The following is a 21,820-nucleotide window of genomic DNA, read 5'->3' as shown; positions in this document are numbered from 1 at the left end:
ATGCTATTTTGAATCTTTCTCTTTTCCTACTTTTTCTAAATTTCCGACATTTAATTTACCATAATCCGGCTCAATAGGATTGTCGTTTGCATTATAAAAATCTTTATACTGCTTTTCCTGTTTCTTCATCATGTCTCCAATTGTTCCGTCCATTCCCGGGATAGATTTAGACATCATTTCCTGCGTCATCATTGGTCTTACTGTAGCAAAAGGATCTTTCTTGAAATCATTAAACGTTTTTTCAAACTTTTCTCTTGATAATACGTTTACTTTACCGCCTTTAGCCTGCATTAGATTTTCAATATAAGAGTATTCTGTATAATCTTTTACTTTTTTGTTTCCTTGTAAAACCCAAGAATAATTTTTTCCTGCATCTTCAATTTTTACAATCAAACCAGGAAGTCCGTAAAATTTGTATGGCCCGTCCTGAAAAGGTAAGTCTGCACTAAACCAAGCTGTCCACTGTTTTCCACCGAATTCAGTAGTTGCTTTTTGAGTATTGTATGCTCCTATTTTTTGTTTTTCGTTTTCAATTTTCCAGTTAAGTTTCAAATTTTCATCATAACCGATATTGGCTGGCGTAAATCCGCTTGCAATCTTATCTACATACTGAATTTTCATGCTTGGATAAATTTTGTAAATCCTTGCAGAAATTTTCGGAGTTTTAAGTGTTTTAGATAAATCTTTCATGATCCCAGCTTTTTGCATTGCTTCAATTTCTATTTTCATGATAGAATCCTGAGCAATCACCGTATAATCCTGATAAATAGATCTGTTTTTATCTGTAATATCCAAAATGGTAATTACCTTATCTGTTTTTGTAGAATCTTTTTTAGGCTTAAATGTTAATTCATAAAAGAAACGGTTGGCTGTTTCCTTAGAATCTTTTTCCTGAGCACTCGCAAAAGTAACAAGAGCGATAAAAAATACTGAAAAGAACTTTTTCATTTTTAAAATGTTTATTAATTAGTTAGCACTTGTACATTTTTGTTACACATTTTATTTGAATTTATTTCATCAACTCGTTTATAGAGCTGATTTAAAATAGATTATAAAATTTATGATTTCATTACAACATTAAAATCACTAAAAATCTTACCTTTAAATTACCTAAAAAACAAAACTATATGGACACATTAACACAATTAAAATCTGAATTAGAAACTGAGTATCAAACGACAAAAAAGTTTATTGATCTCTTTCCTGAAGAAAAAAATGACTATGCTCCTCACGAAAAAAGCATGAAAATGATGCCTTTGGCAACTCATTTGGTGGAAGTCTTCGAATGGCCAAACACCATCTTGGCAACTTCTGAGCTAGATTTTGCAAAAGGAGCTTATCAACCCGCAAAACTTTCTACAAAAGAAGAACTTTTGAAAAAATTAGATGACAATTTTCAGGCAGGAAAACAAGCGCTAGAAAATGCAAAAGAAGATGATCTAAATCCGAGCTGGACCATAAAAAATGATGGTCATGAATTAGCTAGCTGGAGTAAATACGCCGCTATTCGACATGGATTAAATCAAATTACGCATCACCGGGCTCAACTGGGTGTTTATTACAGATTAAATGATATTCCGCTTCCGGGAAGTTATGGGCCTTCTGCTGATAATCCGAATTTTTAAAGCTTCCAGATTTACACTAACTTTTCTTATAAATAAAAAAACCAACCTCAGTGAGATTGGTTTTTTATATTTTATTTAAAGTTGAATTTTACTGTGAACATGAATTGGCTTGGGCGAAGCTGATATCTTGTGTAAGTAATATTCGTGGTATTAATATCATATGTTTCGAATACTTTTTTGTTGGCGATATTCATCCATTTAAGCTCAAAATCAATTTTCTTTTTAGCCCAAGTAAATTGGTATGAAACATCATAGAATCCGTTATGATATTTTTGATCGGCTGCATTTGTATTTACCTGATCCCAATTGAATCCAACAGTATGGTTTTCGATCGGATAGAAGAAAAGTCCAAGATTATGCGTAAATCCTGTTCTTGTAGCACTAGAGTTTAATTCTCCAACACTGGTTTGTTTCGTTTTAGAAAGACTTGCATTATAATCAATACTCATCCAGCTGAAATACGTGTTATTAAACTTAATACCAAATGACTGACCATTATTTTTATTGGTATAAGATTTATCATTTAGGAATGCATCAGATTCCGCAGTGTTATTGCTATAGCTAAGAGAAGCATTTGTTTTGAACTTTGGAAAATATTTTCCTACTTCTACACTATATCCATTATTTAATACATGATTGTCCTGCACTTTGTATTTCATGATGGTATAACCACCACCATTGATTTCCGGATTTGAAATTAAGTTTCTCTTTGCATCAGAATATCTGTAATTAACGTTGAAGAATAAGTTATTCAATGGATTTCTATATTCTATTCTTGTTCCTGCAGATTTATTGTTATTCTCAGGAATTGGATTGTCTTTATCCATAGTATTGATCCCACTTGGTGACGTCATTAGAAACCCTGAATAAGCAGTGTTTATTTCTCCAAAATTGTTGTTAATATTAGCATTTACCGAAGCTTTCCAAAAAGATGCAAAAGTATACTGAGCAAAAATACTTGGCTCAAAAGTCACTTTGTTTACTTCCTTTGAAACTTTTCTTAACGGGTCTTCAGCTTTAATATTATTAGAATTTACCGGAAAGTTGGCATATAACATCCAAGAATCATTCTTATAATTTACTCCTACGCTTCCGTAAGGTGTAGCTGTAGTATATTTTAAATCATTATAATATGCTTCAGGCTTAGGATCTGAAATATTAGGATCGGTAGATGGAATTGCTTTAATATTTGACAAATCTGAAACCATATCTGTACTTTTAAAATTAAATCCAACCTCCGGAGTAAACGTCCATCCTTTTACAGAAAACCCAATATTGGCAGAATGATTGGCTTCAAAAGTTTTAAGTCTTAAACTTTGTCTGGCAAAATCCGTATTGGCCACAGGATTAAATCCAGGAATATCCAAATAAGATGATGGAGAAACTTCCAACGTTTGCTTATCTGTCTGATAGCTTACGTAAGATAAAAGATTTACCATTTTCTCCTTCCAAGGAACGATTGTACTTAATGAGTTCTGGAATGAAGTTGTCGGAGATTCAATTCCTTCATCTGCATGCGTGAGTTTACCCGTTTTAGCATCTGTCCTGTCTACAATTCCTCTGTCTGCATTCCAATATTGAGAGAAACTTGTAGTATTTTTAAAGAATCCTTTTTTGGCATTCTTTGTAAATATCAATTCTCCTTTTGCTTTATCTGTATAAAAATTATTAAAAATATTTGTAATATTAGAGCTTCCTCCAAAATAATCTCTCTGGCTATAAGCTTCTCTTTCTACCGCATTATTTGTATAATTTGCATTGGCTTTAAGCTCCCATTCTTTTTTCTTATCAATATTCGTAAGATAATTGGCAGATAAATAATGAACATTATTCATCAAATATCTTTTTACAGGAAGATCAGGAGTGTCTGCATTTTCAACATTCAACCAATCATTTTGGGATGCGTTGATTCTTTTTCCTTCAAATCTGCTTCCGAAAGCCAAAATATTTCCTTCATTTTCCACCTGCTCGCCCATGTTATTGGTCTTGTAATTAACTACCCATTGGCTTTTTTGTCCGAAAAACATCGGGGTTAATTTCACATTCCAAAGCCAGGGATCTCCAAATCCTGTTCCTACTTCCCCTCTGCCGGTCATGGTAACCGAATTTTTTAGTTTAATATTGATAGCTGCTGCATCGGAAGGCACTTTGTCCTGAAGAATTTTTACAGGTTGGTGATTTTCAAGAACTTCAACTTTCTGTACGGCATCTTTTGGAAGCGAGTTGTTGATCGTTCCGTAACCACCTTCCATTAAATCTTTTCCGTTGACGTAGAATTTATTGATCGCATTTCCCTGATAGAGAATCGTTCCGTCTGTATTCACTTCAATTCCCGGGATTTTTCTCATTACATCGGCCAAAGTTCTGTCACTTTTACTGTCGAATGCTTTAAGATCATAAGCGATGGTATCACCTCTTGATGTGATCATTTTGGTTTTAAGCTGTACTTCCTTTATTTCTGTGGCTTCAGACTGCATTTTAAAGGTTAAAGTCTGGTCACTGTTTGTAATCTGTTTTGTTAATGGTTTTTGATTAAAAGCTTTCACTTTAAGATCTACATTAGCCTCAGCAGAAGTGAACGTTACCTTATATTCTCCTTTAGAGTTTGTAATTCCATAAGCTAAAATGGCATCTTTTCCTGGCTCTTCAACTGTTACACTTGCGCTCGGGATTGCAATGCCGTCTTCATCCATTATTTTCCCCGAAACTGTTTTCTGGGCAAACGTAAGCACCGAGAAAAAAAGCATCAGAAATAAGGAAACATTCTTTTTCATAATTTATTATTTGATTAATTAGTTAATGGTTACCGTTTTTTGTTACACTTCTATAAAGATGTATTTTTATGAGAAAAGTTAAAATCAAATTATAACTACAAACATAGTGATATTTTTTTTGAAAATTTTTAAAATAAAAAAACTTTCAACAATATTCTTTTATGGCATTTACATTTAAATTAATAATAATTTTTTATGATAATAATTAAAGTATAACTCTACAGAATAGTGACTAATATTAACTTTCACCACATTTTGCATATAAAATAAATGTTATACATTCGTCCTGAATGAATTTTTATTCAATCAATTTGTGTTTTTGCCCTGTAATTCTTTTTACAGGGTATTTCTTTTTATATACCCATGAATACAGCTTTTTTGAACATTCTTTTTTTTATTTATTCTAAGTATTTAAAAAAATGATTTGAATCATAGATTAAAAAAAACTTAAACTCAGCTTGATACGGTTTAATTTAATAATTTTGTAACATAAAATTTATAGAAATGGGAATTATTTTAAAGCCTATAGATGTTGTAGATGACATTTCTAAAGAAGATTTCTACGAAAAATATCTAAAACCAAGGAGGCCCGTTGTCATAAAAAACATGGCGAAAAAATGGCCAGCCTATCAAAAATGGACGATGGATTATGTAAAGGAAGTGGTTGGAGATGTTGAAGTACCTCTTTATGACTCTAAAAAGGCCGATCCTGCAGCTCCCCTTAATACACCTACTACCAAAATGAAATTTGCAGATTATATAGACCTCATCCAAAGAGAGCCTACAGATCTTAGAATTTTCTTTTTTGATCCTATAAAACATGCAGGTAAACTACTCGAAGAATATATTCCGCCAAAAGAGCTTATGGGTGGCTTTTTAGATAAGTATCCAGGAATGTTTTTCGGAGGAAAGGGTTCTGTAACATTTTTACATTTTGACATCGATTTAGCTCATATTTTCCATACTCATTTCAATGGAAGAAAACACGTTATGCTATTTGAAAATAAATGGAAAGAAAGACTGTATCAACTTCCATACGCAACTTATGCGCTGGAAGATTACGACATTGAAAATCCTGATTTTGAGAAATATCCGGCGCTGGATGGTGTAGAAGGTATTGACTGTTACCTTGAACACGGTGACACCTTATTTATGCCGACAGGCTGGTGGCATTGGATGAAGTATCTGGATGGCAGTTTCTCGCTTTCATTGAGAGCTTGGGACAAATCTTGGGGAGTAAAAGCGCAGTCTTTATGGAATCTTACGGTTCAACGTAAATTTGACGACATCATGAAATCCAATTTCAAAAAGAAATATATGGACTGGAAAGAAAAAGTAGCCATCAAACGAGCTGAAATGGCTCTAAAAAGAGGCTTACCAAGATAAAAACAAAAAGACGTTTCGATTTGAAACGTCTTTTTTATTGTAATTATAAAATCCTGTAAATCGGATATTGCCTGAAAGTTTTTTCTTCGAAATAAGGTGAGTTTTTATACACCCAATCCAACTGAGCTTCACCATCATCAGCAAACTTTTTATCCGAAGCTTTCTTGGCTTCAAATATTTGTTTTAAATCTTTATCCTTTTTCAATAATTCTGCTGCCGTATCTTCAAAAATATAGGCTGAATAATATTCTTTTTGCGCTAAAATTCCATCAAAGAAATTCCAATTAAAGAAAGAATCCAACGCTTCTGGTTCAAGAGTTTCAATAATATATTTTACCCCATCCTGATTAGTTGGAACGATGTAATCTCCTGTTGAAAAACTAAGTTTTTTATTGGATTTATCAACTATTGTTTCAAAATGGGCATAATGACCTTCGTAAGGATTTTTTACTGTTTTAAAATCATTAATTTTATAAGATTCAACAGTAATTGTGCTGTCTTTTTGAAGCGGTTTTATTTGAATCTGATTTCTTTTAAACTCTTCAATCACTTTGTACTGCGATTGGGGAATTACATAATATTTTGGAATTGTAATATAACCTATCGGAACGGCAGTTGTAAACAGTTTTATTTTCTTTGTGAAAGGCTTATTTCTGTCATAAAATAATCTCGGTTTCCCCGAAATATCACTTGGCTTGTATTTTCCTTCATATCCTTTAAAATCCATCGTAGAATATTTCGTAGAATCAATTTTCCAACGGATTCCGTATTGTTTTCCGGCTTGATATTGCTTAAAATTTTCAATTCGAAGTTCTTTTATCTTTTTATACTCTTTATCTAAATTTTGAAGGTTGACGAGCATATATTTATAAGTCGCATCCACTCTTTTGTCATAAGGTTTCAACATATGTGTTTCAGGAACAGTTCCTAAAGAATTAAACAAAGTCGTATAACCTGTAGAATATCTCGGAGAATCCTCAAAAGATGCAAAACCAACCTCCGGAACATCGCCGTGAATGTTGACATAAGGTGTACTTTCATACCCTAATTTCTTTAGATCTTCAAGATTTTTAGCTTGATAATTATCGTAGAAATAATTCCCCAGCACATTTCCCAATCGTTCTTTAAAAGTTGAGATATATGTAAAAGTATATTGATAATCCGCTCCATTGCTCACATGATTATCAATGAAAACATCTGGTTTTAGCCATTGATAAATTTCCTGAAAACTTCGGGCATTTTTAGAATCTGCTTTGATGAAATCTCTGTTTAAATCATAATTTCGAGCATTCCCACGGAAGCCATATTCTTCCGGTCCATTTTGATTGGCTCTGGAAAAAGACCCTCTGTTTAACATTCCGCTCACATTGTACGCTGAAATGGCTGCAATCACAAAATTTTGAGGAGTTTTGATTTTCTTTGTCGCCAAATCCCGCATCAACATCATTGTTGCATCAATTCCATCCGGTTCGCCGGGATGAATTCCGTTATTGACGAAGAGAATTGCTTTTTCTTTTCTTAATTTATCTAAATCTTTTTCAGGAAACGGATTATAAACAACAACGTAAATTGATTTTCCGTTATCGTCTTCTCCTTTTTTAAGATATTGAATTTCATTAAAATTTTTAGCTAAATTCTGATAATAGGAATTCATTTCGTCATAAGTAACGGTTTGATTTCCATTTCCTTTTTCAAAAGGGGTCTGAAATTGGGTTTGTGTTAAAAATAAAGATGAACTAAGTAAAAATAAGAGATATTGCAGTTTCATTGAAGTGATATTTCAGGTTTCAAAATTACTGAAAATAAATCTTTGAAATTTCGTTTTTGGTTAAGCGCAAAGGCGCAATTCTTTTACAATTCAATATGTTTTAAGGCGCAAAGATTTTATCTTCGATAAAATTTATATCCGTAAACTTGATGAAAATCTTCGATTTTCTTGCGCCTTAAAGCAAAATGTACTTAACAATCTTTGCGCCTTTGCGTTTATCCAACCTTTAATTATTCCTTCCTTTTTCATTCGGGTATAAAGATGGAAGCGGATCGCTTTGCCAGAATTCTTTGGTATCAACATCCATGATGGATAAATTTCCAGTGAAAGCAGCTCCTGTATCAAGATTCCAAATATTGGCTTTGTTTACGGGATGCTTGATTCCTAAGTATAACGTCGGCGTATGACCAATGAAAATCTCGTTGTATAAAAGAAATCTTTTGGGATATAGATTGGAGTTTTTAGACAGCTTTTTATCCATTGCAACGGCGGTTTCCCACAAAGTTCTGTCCCAACGGTAGTTGCTTGAATAGACTTCCTTTTCAGGGCCATGCATGGAAGAATAACCGGCATGAATAAACAAGCGGTTTTCTTCGTCAACGTAATAATTTTTCATCCTTTGAAAAAATTCCAGATGCAGATTCAAATCTTCTAAAGAATAATCAGCATAACTTTCAACGGTGCTTTTTCCTCCGTTCGATAGCCAAACATTTGGCGCATCACCTAAAGAAATCCAGTCTTCAGTCCATGCATCATGATTTCCTTTGATGAAAATACATTCCTGTTTTTCGGAAAGTTCTATTAAAAATTGGATGATTTTGGAAGATTCGCTCCAACCATCGACATAATCTCCGAGGAAAATTAATTTATCATTTTCGGTAACATTGGCTCTTTCAAAAACCTGTTGTAAAGCTTTGAACCCTCCGTGAATATCGCCGACTACTAATGTTCTTTTCATTTAATTTGAAATGTATTTTGCATCTACATGATCCGTCAGCCAAACCTTATTTTCTGAAAGATAAAATTCGATTCCATCTTCGAACATTTTTTGTGTTCTGATCGTTAGAATAATCGGTTTTCCGTGACGCATTCCGACGTTGGTGGCGGTTTCTTTGTCTTGACTTAAATGAACATGTTGGCGACTTCTCTTTTCAATTCCTTTTTCTAGAATGGATTCAATATTGTTTTGAGCCGTTCCGTGATACAAAAATTCTGGCGGTTGCTGAGGAATTAAAGCCAAATTAATATCAATTGAATGCCCCTGACTGGCTCTGATTCTTGTTTTATCTTCATTAAAAGCAAAACGTTTTTTTGCGTTTGTCTGTACGATTTCATCTAATTCTTCAAAGGTAAAGCCTTCATAAGAATCTTTTTTTGATTTTGTGATTAATTCGTCAACATTTGCCCATCCGTTTTCATCCAAATTCAAATCGATGAGTTCGGGATGATGCCTGAGAACGTAGCTCAGGAATTTGCTTGTTTTTTTCTTTTGTTGTTCGTTCATGGTTTGTGTTTTATTTTTTTAATTTATTTTCTAATTTAATACATAAATTCTCAATATCCTCCTTCCTCACCAACTCAGCAACCCACTCCTCAGGAATATTTTCAAAACCATAATAAATTCCTGCTATTCCGCCTGTGATGGCTCCTGTTGTGTCTGTATCTTCTCCTAAGTTGACAGCTTTTAATACTGCTTCAGAATAGCTTTCTGAGTTTAGAAAGCACCATAAAGAGGCTTCTAAACTGTGAAGAACGTAGCCTGAAGAACTTATTTCTTCCTCTTGCAAAGTATGTAACGGAGCCAAGTCATATTCACCTACTTTTAATTCTAAAATTCGGTGGAATTTATCCATTTCATTTTGAGAACAAATCGGATTCTGATCCAAAAAGTTTCGCACTTTTTCCTGCATTGTTTTATATGCGTCCCATTTATCTTTTCCTGTCAGAATTTCTAAAGCCAATTCCAAATAAATAAAACAAGCCAAAGCAGACCGAATATGTCCATGTGTAATACTAGAAACATCTTTCGTTATTTCAAAGCGCTTTTCAATTGGAAAATCTTTAATATAAAATAATAGTGGCAAAACTCTCATCAAAGAACCATTGCCATTATCAAACTCCGAGGTTCCGCCGCATAATGTTGGAGAAGTTCCTTTGCTAATTCTGTGAATCGCTTGTGAAGTAGCAATTCCAATATCGAAAACTCTTCCGTGTGGAGTCCAGATTTCGGCATTGTACCATTGTAAAAATTTCAAAGCTGTATCTTCTAAATCATAGCCCTGACAAAGGCTTTCAGCAAGACATAAAGCTAAAGAACTATCGTCACTCCATGTTCCTGCAGGTTGACGATGAGTTCCCAAAGCTCTCATTTTTGTAACGGGTGAACGTTTCAACTGCTCTCTACTTCTGAATTCCACCGGAACACCCAACGCATCACCAATACAAACTCCGAAAATTCCGGCTTTTACAATATTTTCCATTCTAATTCGTTATAAAATTTTTCACACAAATTTTCAATATCCTCTTTTCTCACTAACTCAGAAATCCATTCTTCAGGAATATTTTCAAAACCATAATAAATTCCTGCTATTCCGCCTGTGATGGCTCCTGTTGTATCAGTGTCTTCTCCTAGATTGACAGCTTTCAAAACAGTTTCAGAATAACTTTCTGAGTTTAGAAAACACCATAAAGAGGCTTCTAAACTGTGAAGAACGTAACCGCTGCTTTTAATTTCATCTTCAGAATATTTTGAAATATCATGCTTTAAAATTCTTTCAAAAAGTTCAACTTCTTTTGGGTTAAAACCTTGAATTTCTGCATATTCTAAAGCTGTTTTCTGAACATGATTATATGCTTCTTTTTTATCTTTTCCTTTAATCAATTCAATGGCAAAAATCACATAAATAAAACATGCAAAAACAGAACGGAAATGTCCGTGAGTAATTGATGAAACTTCTTTTATGGTTTGATATAGTTTTTCAATATTTTCCTCATCTTTAAGATAAAAAGCTAAGGGAAGAATTCTCATCAAAGAACCATTCCCGTTATCTTCTTCAAAAATATTTCCAGAAAATTTTGCACTTTCTCCCTTAATCAATCTTGCAATGGAATGTCTTGTTGTTCCGCCAATATCAAAAAGTCTTCCGTGAGCGGTCCAATGCCCGTATTTGTTCCATTTTACGAAGCTTTCGCCTATTTTTTCTAAATCGTAACCTTTTGTCAATTCTTCTCCAAGACAAAGAGTTAAAGAACTGTCGTCACTCCAGGTTCCTTTGGGTTGATTCCATGACATATATTCCAAATATCCTGTAACAGGTGACTTTTTTAGATCTTCTCTCTTCTTAAATTCCACCGGAACGCCCAAAGCATCGCCAATACAAACTCCGAAAATTCCTGCTTTTACAATATTTTTCATTAGGCTAGATTTACAAGCTTATCAAATAACAATTTCATTCCCTTTGTTGCGGGCTCTTTCATGACAACAGCTCTTTGTCCGTATCCAAAGCCTGTTTCGTTGGGGTTGATTACAATTAAAAGACAGTCATCTTTGATCTCGTGGATCAATCCTGCCGCCGGATACACCTGTAAAGATGTTCCGATTACCAAGAAAATATCTGCTTCTTTTGCTTTTTTCGTTGCTTCTTTCATCAAAGGAACATCTTCCCCAAACCAAACGATAAAAGGTCTTAATTGTGCTCCATCTTCTGCTTTATCTCCAATGTTAATGTCGTCTTTTTGTTCATAGATCAAACCTTTATTGTTGCAAGAACAAGATTTTAACAATTCTCCATGAATGTGAAGAATATTTGTTGATCCTGCTCTTTCGTGCAGATCGTCGATATTTTGAGTAATAATCTGAACTTCAAAGTATTTTTCTAAATCTGCTATTAATTTGTGAGCATCGTTTGGATATACTTCATGGATCTGACGACGTCTTTGATTGTAAAATTCAAGAACCAATTCTCTGTCTTTTTTCCATCCTTCCGGACTTGCCACATCCGTTATACTATGATTTTCCCAAAGGCCATCTCCGTCTCTGAATGTTTTTATTCCGCTTTCGGCGCTGATTCCGGCACCGCTTAATATGGTTAGTTTTTTCATTTGTTTTCCTGTTTTTATTTTTAAACGCAAAGTCCGCAAAGATTTTATTTAAAATTATTCTGCATATTTTCGTTCGCAAAGGCGTTTCACTCAGCAAATGAGCATTAATTTATTCTCTTAATAATTTTTTATAAATTTCTTCATTTTCATCTCCAAAACAGACGAAAATTACTTTTTCAATGTTTTTTGACTGAAATTTTTTCACCTCATCAACGGCAATTTTTGCTGCCAATTCTTTTGGAAAACCATACACTCCTGTACTGATTCCCGGAAAAGAAATCGTTTTTACCGCTAAACTTTCTGCCAATTTCAAAGAATTTTTATAGCAATTCGCCAACAATTCTGAGCTTTCTTTTTCATTATCATTCCAAACCGGACCGACGGTGTGAATGACATATTTTGCAGGAAGATTTCCGGCTGTTGTTACAACTGCTTCTCCAGTTTTGCATTTACCTTGTCTGTTTCTGATCTTTCTACATTCTTCTAAAATCGTATCTCCGCCTGCACGATGAATTGCACCGTCAACTCCTCCTCCGCCAAGTAAGGATGAATTGGCTGCGTTGACGATTGCATCTGCCTTAATTCTTGTGATATCGCCTAATGTTACTTCAATTTTCATGATATTTAGTTTTAGTTAACCTTAATTTTTTATTTAAATCTTCATCATCAAAAAGCAATGGTTTTTCTTCAGGAAGAATTAAATTTTCCAAATCATCATTCAGAACACATTGGTTTTGTTCCTTTACAAAATCTGAAATATCTTCAATCAGAATAATATCTTCTTTAGCGAAAGAATGGGTAAATTCATTTCTTAAACCAATTTGAATTGCTCTTCTTTCCAGCTTACCTCCAAAAGGATCGTGATCTGGATCCCATTGCAATCTCACCGAAGATTCTTTTACCTGATCTTGCCATTCTTCTCTGGAAATTTCCAATCTGTCGTTGTAAGAAGAATAGACAGCATTTTCTAAATATCTTTTGAAAGCAGACATTTTTAAATGTATTGCCAAAACATATTCCTGTCCTTCTTTTGTTCCCCAACCGTTTCGATACATCATCCAAAGAAAGTTGGGTTTTATCCAAGTCATTCTTTCTAAACTGAATTCACCACCAAAATATTGATTTTTAACGGCAAATTCACCAATATTTCTTTTATAAGACTGATATACAATAATTTTCTCATCGTCATATTGTGCCATGATGTGATACCCTTTTTGAGGCCAATCTTTTATTTGTTCTTTATATTTTTTTAGTTTAAGTTTCATTATATTTCCTCAAATGGTTTTATCATTTCTTCTTTCTTCGTCAGAACTGCAAAAACCACTTTTTTAAATTTATTTTTATACTTTCCGTGAAGATGCTTTTTAAATAATTCTGCAATTTCTTTCGGATCATTTTTAAAAACGCCACAACCCCAAGCCCCTAAAATCAATGTTTCATTTCCTTGATGTAAAGCTAAAGCCAGCATTTTATCCATTCTCATGTCCATTGCTCCGAAAATTTCATCCGCTCTCTCTGGCTCCTGTCGTTTGACAACTCCTGCATTTACAGCGGGAGAAGTGATAAAATTACACAAAACAGGTTTCGGTAATAATTCTCCTTTATGTTTCCTGAAAACAGGAACTTTCGGACTGTAAATCATCATATCTGTGTAAAAACACGATTCCATCGCACGGTGAACGGTGTAATAATCCCAAGCCTGAAGTTGAGTTTCATACAAGGCAGAAGTTCTTGCCAGGCTTTCTTCCTGCGCTTCTGCTCCGTTGATAAAACCTCCTCCCGGATTTTTTGCAGAGGCGAAATTCAGGCACATAATTTTCTGCTGATCTTCTTCTTCGCTTAATCTTAAAATTGCTTTTAAAGAACTGCAATTCCAGACTTCAAATGTTGTTTCAAAATCTGTTTTCGGAAGTTCATTATTCAGCATTTCCGAAAGCTCTTCTGATGAAAATAAAATGGTTTCTTTTTTAGAGATTTCCAGTTCGTTTTCTATATTTTTTTTTCGTAGTTTTCGTTTATATAATATTTTTTGGCTAAGATGTCTAATGTATCTTTTGCCATTCCTTTATTTGTCATGGTTAGTTTTTTTATATTTAACATCAGGCTTTCCAATTCAGCATTTTCAGAGTCTTTAAATTGATCTCCCATAAATACTTTTATCACTTCAATGTTTCCAACAATCGCCTGATTGAATATTTCTAGCTTTTCTGATGGAACCCATAATTCATTATGATTTCTGGCTCCGACATTTTGTGCAGGATATTTATTAATTTCTTCTTCCAACACTTCAAATTTGGTTACAAAGCCGAGATAGTTTCCTGCTTCATCTCTAGTATTCCATTTTTCTGCGATTTCGGAGGCATAATCTTCGTCTAAAACAGGATAGAAAATCGGCTGCCATTCTAATCTTGGTGGAAATTTTTTGAAATTGCTTTCGATAATTAAAACCATTTCCTTTTCTCCGACAGGTCTGTAAAGTGTTGTTGTTTTCATTATTTAAGTTTTATTCAAAATCATAAACATATACTTCCACATTATTTTTCAACAATGTTCTTTCAATAATTGGCTCAATTTCTTCCCATTTTCCTCCCGCTAAACCGCAGCCAATTCTCGGCATATGTACACTTGCATTTAATTGTAAGGCTTCATCAATTAGTTTGTTTAAACATTTTTCGACAGCTTCATATCTAATTGGAGCAATTCCTTTGGAGTTTGAAATCGTTTTATGTTGACCAATCATATTACAAATCCAAATATCTTCTTCAACTTGAACAATTTGAATTTCACCAAGATTAAAATTTTCTCCGCTTTGAAACCATTTTCTATATTCAGTTTCAGGATTTTTCCACCGTTTAGAAATTGCCATTACAAAACCTTTTCCCCAACCTCCTATATCATTGCAAATATGAATGATGATTTTATTTCCTTTTGTTTGAGGGTTTGTTGCATCTCCTTTTAAATAATTTATAGTTTTCATGGTTAAATAATGTGTTTTTTATTTTCTTCTTTATGTTTTGGCTAAAGCCGTTGAAATTTATTCATTATAAAAATGGGTTAAAACCCATTCCTATTGATCTAATGATGATGTAAAAATGTTTCTTTTAAAATTAATCAATATTTTTATTAATTCTTTTAAAATCCTTTGAATATGGAGAATAAGATCCGTAAACCTCATCAAATTTCACATCAAGATTTTCTATTTTAAATTCCTCATCAATTTGATCCAGACAAGTCACTACCAGATTTTTCTTATTAGCAAAAACATAAGCTTCATCCAATTTCAAAGCATAATTTAATAAATCATAATCCAAATTTCCAAAGCGAAGATCCTTTTGATATTCATTAAAAATACAGGTTTCTTCTTCATTATTTTTTAGTTTTATTTCATTTTCATTACTCATCCAACCACTTCCGTGACGGGTTGAATAACTTCTTGTCACGTAAAACATTTCTATATTTTCAATCTTCAATAATTTACAAACTTCATAAGCATTTTTTGAAGTTGTATTGGCAAAAGTTACATTTGGGAAAACGCCATGATCCATATCTAATAAAATTCCCTGACTGCCTTCAAAAATAAGATTGTTAAATGAATTCAGATATGAATAACCTTCTATTTTCCACTTAATTTTATCGATAGCTTCTAAGAAATCCTGTAAAGCATTTTGAATTTCTTCCCCTTCTTCAAAACCATAATAATGGGCAATTCCTTTTAATTTTTCAATCAACATTGATCTTGGACTGATCAAATCAATCGCAAATAATTTAAATGGACTTTCATTTCTCTTCATCGTTGCGCCGACACCTTTTCCGCAAGTTCCGTGTTCTAGATTTTTGATATTTTTCCTGTTGCTTAAAACATCGAAAGGCGTTGTTACTTTTGCCAATGGATGAATATGCAATTCAACATTTCCGTTTTTTTGTTTTAATTCTTCACTTTCATTGAATAAAAAAGTTGGATGGATCGTACAATGTTCCGTAAAATATGAAGGCAAACCACGCAGCGCACCACTTGCAAAACTGGAATGAACATGTTTTTTATCATCAATCATCACGGTATGCGCCGCCTGCTGCCCGCCAGAAAAACGAATAACTACAGACTCAGGATTCTGCTGAGCCAGAAAATCTGTAGTGATTCCTTTTCCTTCATCACCAAAACCTAAGCCTATAATTATTTGTGCAGTTTTCATTTTTTAAAACATTTGAATATTATTAAATCCTCCTAAATCTACAGATCCTGAAGTCCCATTTTTAAATTTATTGCAAACAATTTCTTTGATCACATTTGGAACCTCTCTGTAATCTTCTATCGATAAACAGTTTTGTCCTAACAGATCTTTCCAACCTTTATCTGCTCTAACCGCTTGATCTGAATGCAAAACACTGATGTGAAAAACTTCATATTTTTTTTGAGCTTCTTTCAACAATTCAGTATGCGTAAAGGTCTGCTGACCGGTTCCCATAATCTCTCTGATCGCAGAAGCCGGAAGTGTTTTCAAGCAAGGTTCGTCGCCTACTGTGAACAGCAATCCTTTCTGATTTCTCTTTTCAAAAGCATCAGTTCTTGTGTGAAAAGCGGCAAAATACCAAGCCAATAAATAACTTTCTCCGGCATTTCCGCCACCGCCTGATTCAATATAAGTTCTGGTCAACCACATATCCAATTCTTCATCTCCTGATTCAAACTGACCCACCTGCAAAGGATACCCGTCACATTCATGATCGCCGATTCCTAAGAACAAAAGAGCAGGATCAGGAACTCCGCCCTGGATAATTCCTCCCATTAATTTTGGTAGCCCTTCTTTAATTAATTCATGAGGAATATGTCCCATACTTCCAGTAACATCCAATCCTAAAATAATAGGAACTGAATTCGGATGAACCGCAGAATCTCTTGATTCTCTGAAAGAAATGCCGTTAGGATTCATTGATTCGTGCGCCATTCTTTTTGCATTCTGAGTGAAAATCTCACCTACAGATTTTGATGCATACCCTTCTTTTCTTGCTCTGTCATAACGAGCATCCATGTCGTATCTTGTACTTCCCATAACTAAAATTTTTTGCCAAATAAATATTCAAATCTTTTTGTTGAAACTTCCAGTTGAATATTTAAATTTCTGATTGTTAATGATAATTCTATGTCTTTCTGAACGAATGCTTCCGGCTGAAAATCGGCAAATGTCAAACTATTTTTGTCTAACGGACTGATATCAATAAGACCTTCCTGTTCGCGTTCCAGTCTTTTTATTTTCAGTTCAATGTCTTCAACTCGGCGTCTGTATATCAACTCTGAATCTTCCCCGATTGTTCGGGCTCGATCTTCTCTTATCTGGTCATTATTTCTTTGTAATGATTCGATAAATTTGGGTTTTAAGTCTTCTTCCATGTTTTTAAATTTTTTATTTGCGTTAATATTACACTAATTAAAAACTGCATAGTTTTGCCTTAATTCTTTGCGAATTATTCCTATTCTTTTAATAAATCTCTAACTTCCATTAAAGCAAATCCTAACAAATTTTCACCATTCCATTGAAGTGGATTTTCTGCTTTTGGATCTGTTTCCAGCATTCCGATTCCCCAGATCGTATCGTATGGACTTGCTTCCACCAGAATTTTATCATTTGTTGATAGAAGAAATTCTTTGAACTTTTCATTTTGTGAAAATTTTAAAAAATTTGCTCGTTTTACGATATTATATTTTTGTTCGTCCCAAAGTTTAGTCTCAAAGTTTTTTACTTTTCTTCCTAAGTTTTTTGCCTGATTTGGAGAATCTGATTTTAAAATTTCTTCTAACCTTTCATTATCATTAAATAATTTCGCTTTTCCGGCCATCATATAATGTTCGGCAGTTTTATATTCAATTCCGTTTTCTTCAAATTGAAAAGGAAACCATTGACTGAAACAAGCTTTTGTAATCTCCTCTTTTACTGTATGTCCCCAGAAAAATAAGAATTCTATGTTTTCTTTTTTCTGAAATTTCTCTATTGTATTTTGTAATGTGTATTTCATGATTGCGTTATTGTTACACAAATATAAGAAAGCAAGACTTTATCAACCAAATTAATTTGTGTTTATTTTACACTAATTAAGTTAAATTATTGATTTTCAGTTATAAAAATTCATTCCGCTTAAATACAAATGAAACAAATATTTTTCACGAATGGCACAATTGACTAATGTTCATTTAAGTTTTGGCTAAAGCCAATGGAATGTTTGTTCATTAAAAAACGGGCTAAAGCCCGTTCCTATTGATGTATATAATTTGAATCTTTCTGAAAAATCTTTTTGCTGGTTTACATTAAAATATTTGTGAAAATTAGTGCAAAACATTTGTGATATTTGTGTTTAGAACTTATTTAATTTCGAAATAAAATCCTTGCTCTTCAAGCTCTTTATATTTTTCCTGATTGAAGGTAAATAATTTCCCGGGTCTTCCGCTTCCCTCTTTTTTAAAGTTATTCGTTTCATTCAAAAGCCCGTAGCTCATGATTTTTTTACGGAAATTTCGGCGGTCAATTTCTTGCCCGATAATAGTTTTATATAAATTTTCAAGGTCTGAAAAAGGAAATTCTTCATTAAGAAGATTGAAACCAATTGGATGATACTGAATTTTGGTACGAAGTCTTTTTAACGCAATATCAATGATTTTATCATGATCAAAAGCGAGCTTCGGAAGTTTATTAACACTGAACCATTGTGCGTCTTCAGCATCAGAGTCAGCAAACAACTCATGATAGGAAGGATTTACTAAACCCAAATAAGCCACAGAAACTACTCTATTCCTAGGGTCACGACCAACGTTGCCAAAACTATAAAGTTGTTCCAAAAAATCAGGCTTAATGCCCGCCTCTTCATGCAACTCTCTTTTTACTGCATCATCTAGATTTTCATCATCTAAAACCAAGCCTCCAGGAAGCGCCCAACCGCCTTTGAAAGGTTCTATTTTTCTTTTAATTAAAAGAATCTGAAGATCTTTCTTATCAAAATATCCGAAAATAACTGCGTCTACAGCAACTTTTATATCCTGTAATTTTTTTGGAGCACCCATATTTCAATTTGCGTTACGATTACACAAAACTATGAATAATAATTCTTACTTTCTAGAAAAATTTGACATGAAAGTGCTGTTAAGAATAATCTCACGCTTATTATCAGCCTGTTGTAAAATAAAAAATCCACAGAAAATTTCTGTGGATTCAATATTAAAAATGCATCTAAATGCTTAATCATTTAATTTTAAAACGGCCATGAACGCTGATTGCGGCACTTCTACTCTACCAATCTGTTTCATTTTCTTTTTACCTTCTTTCTGTTTTTCAAGAAGCTTTCTCTTTCTGGAAATATCTCCTCCGTAACATTTTGCGGTAACGTCTTTTCTTAATGCTTTAATGGTTTCTCTTGCGATAACTTTCGCTCCCAATGCTGCCTGAACTGCAATATCAAACTGCTGTCTAGGAATCAGTTCACGAAGCTTTTCACACATCTTTTTACCGATGTAATAGGCATTAGAATCATGAATTAATGATGATAAGGCATCAACCATATCTCCATTAATCAGAATATCCATTTTTACCAATTTAGAAGAACGCATTCCGATTGGTGAATAATCGAATGATGCATAACCTTTAGAAATAGATTTCAAACGGTCATAAAAGTCGAAAACAACCTCAGCCAAAGGCATATTGAAGGTTAATTCTACTCTATCTGCCGTCAAATAACTCTGGTTTACAATTTCCCCTCTTTTTTCGATACAAAGCGTCATTACAGAACCTACAAAATCAGATTTAGTAATGATAGAAGCTTTTATATAAGGCTCTTCAACTCTGTCTAAAAGATTGGGATCAATCATTTCAGACGGGTTGTTGATCAATATTGTCGTTTCAGGATCTTTTTTCGAATATCCGTGGTACGAAACGTTGGGAACAGTCGTAATAACATCCATGTTAAACTCTCTGTCTAAACGTTCCTGAACGATTTCCATGTGAAGCATTCCTAAGAATCCGCAACGGAAACCGAAACCAAGTGCTGCAGAACTTTCAGGTTCGAAAACCAAAGAAGCATCATTTAGTCTTAATTTTTCCAGTGAAAATCTTAATTCTTCAAAATCCTCAGATTCAATAGGATAAATTCCCGCAAAAACCATTGGTTTTACTTCCTCAAATCCGTCAATCGCTGCAGCTGCAGGATTTACAAAAGAGGTAATAGTATCACCTACTTTTACTTCTCTCGCATCTTTAATCCCCGAAATAATGTAACCAACATCGCCACAATGAATTGTTTTCTTTGGAACCTGCTTTAATTTTAAAGTACCTACTTCATCTGCACCATATTCTTTTCCTGTTGCGAAAAATTTGATTTTTTCGTTTTTAGAAATACTTCCATTTACTATTTTGAAATAGGCTTCAATTCCTCTGAATGGATTGTAAACTGAGTCAAAAATCAACGCCTGAAGCGGTGCATCCGGATCTCCAACCGGAGCTGGAATTCTGTTCACAATGTGCTCCAGCAAATCATGAACTCCTTCACCTGTTTTTCCTGAAACTCTAAGAACGTCTTCATATTTACATCCTAGAAGTCCCATAATCTCGTCGGTAACTTCTTCCGGATTTGCAGATGGAAGATCTATTTTATTAAGAATCGGAATAATTTCCAAGTCATTTTCTAACGCTAAATAAAGGTTACTAATTGTCTGTGCTTGAATGCTTTGTGCAGCATCAACAATAAGAAGCGCACCTTCACAGGCTGCAATAGAACGGGAAACTTCGTAAGAGAAATCTACGTGTCCCGGTGTATCAATTAGATTTAAAATATATTTTTCTCCTTTATATTCATAATCCATTTGGATGGCGTGAGACTTAATCGTGATCCCACGTTCTTTCTCCAAATCCATATCATCCAGTGTCTGAGACTGCAACTCTCTCTGAGTAACAGTATTGGTATATTCCAATAGCCTATCCGCCAAAGTACTTTTACCGTGGTCAATATGAGCGATTATGCAAAAATTTCGTATGTTTTTCATTTAAGAACCTTGTAATTTGCAAAGATAAAAAAAAGAGAGACAAATCCTCTCTCTTAAATTTTTAGTATGTAATTAATTTCAATTATTCGTTTGAAAAATCATATTCTCCAGTTAAGGGATCAATATAAATCTCAAACATCTCTCCTTTTCTCTCCTTATTTTGCCTTAACCCTCGCTCAAAAATACCAACAAGTCCAATTGCAACACCGCCATACATTCCTCCGCCAGCGCCACCACCAACACTCACAAAAACGGCTGAATTTCGGACAGGTAAAATATATCCTCTGTTACTGACGATATAAAATCCTTTTTCATTTTTATTTAATTCTAAAAATCCTGAGTATGTTTTCTTGTAAGCTTTTCCATTTTCTACATAAGCAAACATTTCATTCGCTGAAATCTTATCTTTTTTACCGTTTTCTTCTTTTATTGCTCTTAAAACATTGCCTTTTTCGTTTTTCTCAAGAACATAATTTCCAATTTCCGGAGTTTGATTTAAGAACGCTGTGTTGCTTAGGTAAACACCATCCTTTAATTGTTCGTTTTTATAAGCTTGAGAATTGTTTCTTACATACAATTCATAATCTGCAAGATCATTCATTGTAACAGCATTTTCCGTAGGTTTCATTGTATATGTTTTCTTCATAAACATTGCAATGATAACCGGAATATTCTTTACAACAACATCTGATATATTTTTATTCTTAAAGCTGTAAACTGTATCTTTTTTATATAAAAATTTGTAATTATCTCCTTCTTTAAGGAAAGTTTGTGCCGAAAAATCAATATCAGCTTCTGTTTCTTTGCCTACCGTTTCACCAAGTGTCGTTTTTAATCTTTTTAAAATTAAAACCATTTCATGCTTTCCACCTTTATGATTACTATCTGTATACCATTGACTTAAAAAATTATTAATCGTTGTCGGAAAAACAATTTCTTTCATTTCCTTAGTATCTCCAAAAGGCATCTCTCCTATCTTTTTATCTTCTCTCTGATCGATTACTTCAAGAGATTTGTAAATATTTCCTTTAGGATTTGATAAATTTCCTCTTTCCTTAATAATTTCCTGAGCCTGCGAAAAGCTGAGAATAGAAACGAAAATAAATGTGAATTGTAAGATTTTTTTCATGTGATAAAAGATTTACTC

At 33.5% G+C, this 21,820-nt stretch carries 22 protein-coding genes; 2 read left to right on the top strand and 20 right to left on the bottom strand.

Going from position 1 to position 21,820, the window contains the following annotated elements; all coding sequences use genetic code 11:
* Positions 1–3: 3 nt before the first annotated feature.
* The gene (locus A0O34_RS09525; protein WP_066754078.1) at positions 4–948 is read right to left on the bottom strand and encodes a GLPGLI family protein; all 945 of its coding nucleotides are present in this window, start codon (positions 946–948) and stop codon (positions 4–6) included.
* Between the two features lie 179 nt (positions 949–1,127).
* Between A0O34_RS09525 and A0O34_RS09520 the strand changes: the two genes are divergently transcribed.
* The gene (locus A0O34_RS09520; RefSeq protein WP_066754076.1) at positions 1,128–1,625 is read left to right on the top strand and encodes a DinB family protein; all 498 of its coding nucleotides are present in this window, start codon (positions 1,128–1,130) and stop codon (positions 1,623–1,625) included.
* 71 nt (positions 1,626–1,696) lie between these two features.
* Here the strand turns inward: A0O34_RS09520 and A0O34_RS09515 are convergent, their stop codons facing one another.
* Complete coding sequence (locus A0O34_RS09515; protein WP_066754074.1) at positions 1,697–4,399, bottom strand: Plug and carboxypeptidase regulatory-like domain-containing protein; 2,703 nt, start codon at positions 4,397–4,399, stop codon at positions 1,697–1,699.
* Between the two features lie 504 nt (positions 4,400–4,903).
* Here A0O34_RS09515 and A0O34_RS09510 point away from each other — a divergent pair.
* Positions 4,904–5,785 carry a cupin-like domain-containing protein gene (locus tag A0O34_RS09510; RefSeq protein ID WP_066754072.1) on the top strand — a complete coding sequence of 294 codons (882 nt, stop codon included), beginning with the start codon at positions 4,904–4,906 and terminating at the stop codon, positions 5,783–5,785.
* A 43-nt stretch (positions 5,786–5,828) separates the two neighbouring features.
* On the opposite strand, the gene A0O34_RS09505 is transcribed toward A0O34_RS09510, so the two are convergent.
* The 18 genes from A0O34_RS09505 to A0O34_RS09420 all read right to left on the bottom strand — a co-directional run bounded on the left by A0O34_RS09505 (position 5,829) and on the right by A0O34_RS09420 (position 21,802).
* Complete coding sequence (locus A0O34_RS09505) at positions 5,829–7,553, bottom strand: M14 family metallopeptidase (RefSeq protein ID WP_066754071.1); 1,725 nt, start codon at positions 7,551–7,553, stop codon at positions 5,829–5,831.
* A 226-nt stretch (positions 7,554–7,779) separates the two neighbouring features.
* Positions 7,780–8,511 (bottom strand): metallophosphoesterase family protein, encoded by a 732-nt coding sequence (locus A0O34_RS09500; RefSeq protein ID WP_066754068.1) that lies wholly within the window; start codon positions 8,509–8,511, stop codon positions 7,780–7,782.
* The gene (locus tag A0O34_RS09495) at positions 8,512–9,057 is read right to left on the bottom strand and encodes an RNA 2'-phosphotransferase (protein WP_066754066.1); all 546 of its coding nucleotides are present in this window, start codon (positions 9,055–9,057) and stop codon (positions 8,512–8,514) included.
* A gap of 10 nt (positions 9,058–9,067) precedes the next feature.
* On the bottom strand, positions 9,068–10,033 hold the full coding sequence (locus A0O34_RS09490) for an ADP-ribosylglycohydrolase family protein (RefSeq protein ID WP_066754064.1): 966 nt from the start codon (positions 10,031–10,033) through the stop codon (positions 9,068–9,070).
* On the bottom strand, positions 10,018–10,968 hold the full coding sequence (locus A0O34_RS09485; protein WP_066754063.1) for an ADP-ribosylglycohydrolase family protein: 951 nt from the start codon (positions 10,966–10,968) through the stop codon (positions 10,018–10,020). Before A0O34_RS09485 ends, A0O34_RS09490 begins: the two co-directional genes overlap by 16 nt.
* Positions 10,968–11,654, bottom strand: a complete 687-nt coding sequence (locus A0O34_RS09480; protein ID WP_066759604.1) for an SIR2 family NAD-dependent protein deacylase — start codon at positions 11,652–11,654, stop codon at positions 10,968–10,970. The genes A0O34_RS09485 and A0O34_RS09480 overlap by 1 nt, the downstream gene beginning before the upstream one ends.
* Positions 11,655–11,763: 109 nt before the next feature.
* On the bottom strand, positions 11,764–12,273 hold the full coding sequence (locus A0O34_RS09475; RefSeq protein WP_066754062.1) for an O-acetyl-ADP-ribose deacetylase: 510 nt from the start codon (positions 12,271–12,273) through the stop codon (positions 11,764–11,766).
* Positions 12,263–12,919, bottom strand: a complete 657-nt coding sequence (locus A0O34_RS09470; protein ID WP_066754060.1) for a DUF4291 domain-containing protein — start codon at positions 12,917–12,919, stop codon at positions 12,263–12,265. Before A0O34_RS09470 ends, A0O34_RS09475 begins: the two co-directional genes overlap by 11 nt.
* Entirely contained in the window at positions 12,919–13,629 is a 711-nt protein-coding gene (locus A0O34_RS09465; protein ID WP_335617693.1) for a TIGR02452 family protein, read from the bottom strand. The genes A0O34_RS09470 and A0O34_RS09465 overlap by 1 nt, the downstream gene beginning before the upstream one ends.
* 14 nt (positions 13,630–13,643) lie before the next feature.
* Positions 13,644–14,147, bottom strand: a complete 504-nt coding sequence (locus A0O34_RS09460; protein WP_228394374.1) for an ADP-ribosylation/crystallin J1 — start codon at positions 14,145–14,147, stop codon at positions 13,644–13,646.
* 10 nt (positions 14,148–14,157) lie between these two features.
* Complete coding sequence (locus A0O34_RS09455) at positions 14,158–14,631, bottom strand: macro domain-containing protein (RefSeq protein WP_066754057.1); 474 nt, start codon at positions 14,629–14,631, stop codon at positions 14,158–14,160.
* A 130-nt stretch (positions 14,632–14,761) separates the two neighbouring features.
* Positions 14,762–15,844: an adenylosuccinate synthetase gene (locus A0O34_RS09450; RefSeq protein ID WP_066754055.1), complete on the bottom strand. Its 1,083-nt coding sequence runs from the start codon at positions 15,842–15,844 to the stop codon at positions 14,762–14,764.
* Positions 15,845–15,847: 3 nt separating this feature from the next.
* Complete coding sequence (locus A0O34_RS09445) at positions 15,848–16,702, bottom strand: hypothetical protein (RefSeq protein WP_066754053.1); 855 nt, start codon at positions 16,700–16,702, stop codon at positions 15,848–15,850.
* Between the two features lie 2 nt (positions 16,703–16,704).
* Complete coding sequence (locus A0O34_RS09440; RefSeq protein ID WP_066754051.1) at positions 16,705–17,040, bottom strand: hypothetical protein; 336 nt, start codon at positions 17,038–17,040, stop codon at positions 16,705–16,707.
* Between the two features lie 80 nt (positions 17,041–17,120).
* The gene (locus tag A0O34_RS09435) at positions 17,121–17,663 is read right to left on the bottom strand and encodes an NADAR family protein (RefSeq protein ID WP_066754050.1); all 543 of its coding nucleotides are present in this window, start codon (positions 17,661–17,663) and stop codon (positions 17,121–17,123) included.
* A gap of 343 nt (positions 17,664–18,006) precedes the next feature.
* Positions 18,007–18,702 carry an NUDIX hydrolase gene (locus tag A0O34_RS09430; RefSeq protein WP_066754049.1) on the bottom strand — a complete coding sequence of 232 codons (696 nt, stop codon included), beginning with the start codon at positions 18,700–18,702 and terminating at the stop codon, positions 18,007–18,009.
* 174 nt (positions 18,703–18,876) lie between these two features.
* Positions 18,877–20,673 (bottom strand): translation elongation factor 4, encoded by a 1,797-nt coding sequence (gene lepA, locus A0O34_RS09425; protein ID WP_066754047.1) that lies wholly within the window; start codon positions 20,671–20,673, stop codon positions 18,877–18,879.
* A gap of 82 nt (positions 20,674–20,755) precedes the next feature.
* Positions 20,756–21,802: a hypothetical protein gene (locus A0O34_RS09420; protein WP_066754044.1), complete on the bottom strand. Its 1,047-nt coding sequence runs from the start codon at positions 21,800–21,802 to the stop codon at positions 20,756–20,758.
* Between the last annotated feature and the right edge of the window lie 18 nt (positions 21,803–21,820).

This window comes from Chryseobacterium glaciei (assembly GCF_001648155.1).
GTDB classification, from domain to species: Bacteria; Bacteroidota; Bacteroidia; order Flavobacteriales; family Weeksellaceae; genus Chryseobacterium; species Chryseobacterium glaciei.
This window is presented reverse-complemented; position numbering and strand designations above follow the sequence as displayed.

Excerpts from the sequence above, each read along its gene's own strand:
- A0O34_RS09525 (WP_066754078.1), bottom strand. The coding sequence starts at position 948 with ATGAAAAAGTTCTTTTCAGTATTTTTTATCGCTCTTGTTACTTTTGCG.
- A0O34_RS09520 (WP_066754076.1), top strand. The coding sequence starts at position 1,128 with ATGGACACATTAACACAATTAAAATCTGAATTAGAAACTGAGTATCAA.
- A0O34_RS09515 (WP_066754074.1), bottom strand. The coding sequence starts at position 4,399 with ATGAAAAAGAATGTTTCCTTATTTCTGATGCTTTTTTTCTCGGTGCTT.
- A0O34_RS09510 (WP_066754072.1), top strand. The coding sequence starts at position 4,904 with ATGGGAATTATTTTAAAGCCTATAGATGTTGTAGATGACATTTCTAAA.
- A0O34_RS09505 (WP_066754071.1), bottom strand. The coding sequence starts at position 7,553 with ATGAAACTGCAATATCTCTTATTTTTACTTAGTTCATCTTTATTTTTA.
- A0O34_RS09500 (WP_066754068.1), bottom strand. The coding sequence starts at position 8,511 with ATGAAAAGAACATTAGTAGTCGGCGATATTCACGGAGGGTTCAAAGCT.
- A0O34_RS09495 (WP_066754066.1), bottom strand. The coding sequence starts at position 9,057 with ATGAACGAACAACAAAAGAAAAAAACAAGCAAATTCCTGAGCTACGTT.
- A0O34_RS09490 (WP_066754064.1), bottom strand. The coding sequence starts at position 10,033 with ATGGAAAATATTGTAAAAGCCGGAATTTTCGGAGTTTGTATTGGTGAT.
- A0O34_RS09485 (WP_066754063.1), bottom strand. The coding sequence starts at position 10,968 with ATGAAAAATATTGTAAAAGCAGGAATTTTCGGAGTTTGTATTGGCGAT.
- A0O34_RS09480 (WP_066759604.1), bottom strand. The coding sequence starts at position 11,654 with ATGAAAAAACTAACCATATTAAGCGGTGCCGGAATCAGCGCCGAAAGC.
- A0O34_RS09475 (WP_066754062.1), bottom strand. The coding sequence starts at position 12,273 with ATGAAAATTGAAGTAACATTAGGCGATATCACAAGAATTAAGGCAGAT.
- A0O34_RS09470 (WP_066754060.1), bottom strand. The coding sequence starts at position 12,919 with ATGAAACTTAAACTAAAAAAATATAAAGAACAAATAAAAGATTGGCCT.
- A0O34_RS09460 (WP_228394374.1), bottom strand. The coding sequence starts at position 14,147 with ATGAAAACAACAACACTTTACAGACCTGTCGGAGAAAAGGAAATGGTT.
- A0O34_RS09455 (WP_066754057.1), bottom strand. The coding sequence starts at position 14,631 with ATGAAAACTATAAATTATTTAAAAGGAGATGCAACAAACCCTCAAACA.
- A0O34_RS09450 (WP_066754055.1), bottom strand. The coding sequence starts at position 15,844 with ATGAAAACTGCACAAATAATTATAGGCTTAGGTTTTGGTGATGAAGGA.
- A0O34_RS09445 (WP_066754053.1), bottom strand. The coding sequence starts at position 16,702 with ATGGGAAGTACAAGATACGACATGGATGCTCGTTATGACAGAGCAAGA.
- A0O34_RS09440 (WP_066754051.1), bottom strand. The coding sequence starts at position 17,040 with ATGGAAGAAGACTTAAAACCCAAATTTATCGAATCATTACAAAGAAAT.
- A0O34_RS09435 (WP_066754050.1), bottom strand. The coding sequence starts at position 17,663 with ATGAAATACACATTACAAAATACAATAGAGAAATTTCAGAAAAAAGAA.
- A0O34_RS09430 (WP_066754049.1), bottom strand. The coding sequence starts at position 18,702 with ATGGGTGCTCCAAAAAAATTACAGGATATAAAAGTTGCTGTAGACGCA.
- lepA (WP_066754047.1), bottom strand. The coding sequence starts at position 20,673 with ATGAAAAACATACGAAATTTTTGCATAATCGCTCATATTGACCACGGT.
- A0O34_RS09420 (WP_066754044.1), bottom strand. The coding sequence starts at position 21,802 with ATGAAAAAAATCTTACAATTCACATTTATTTTCGTTTCTATTCTCAGC.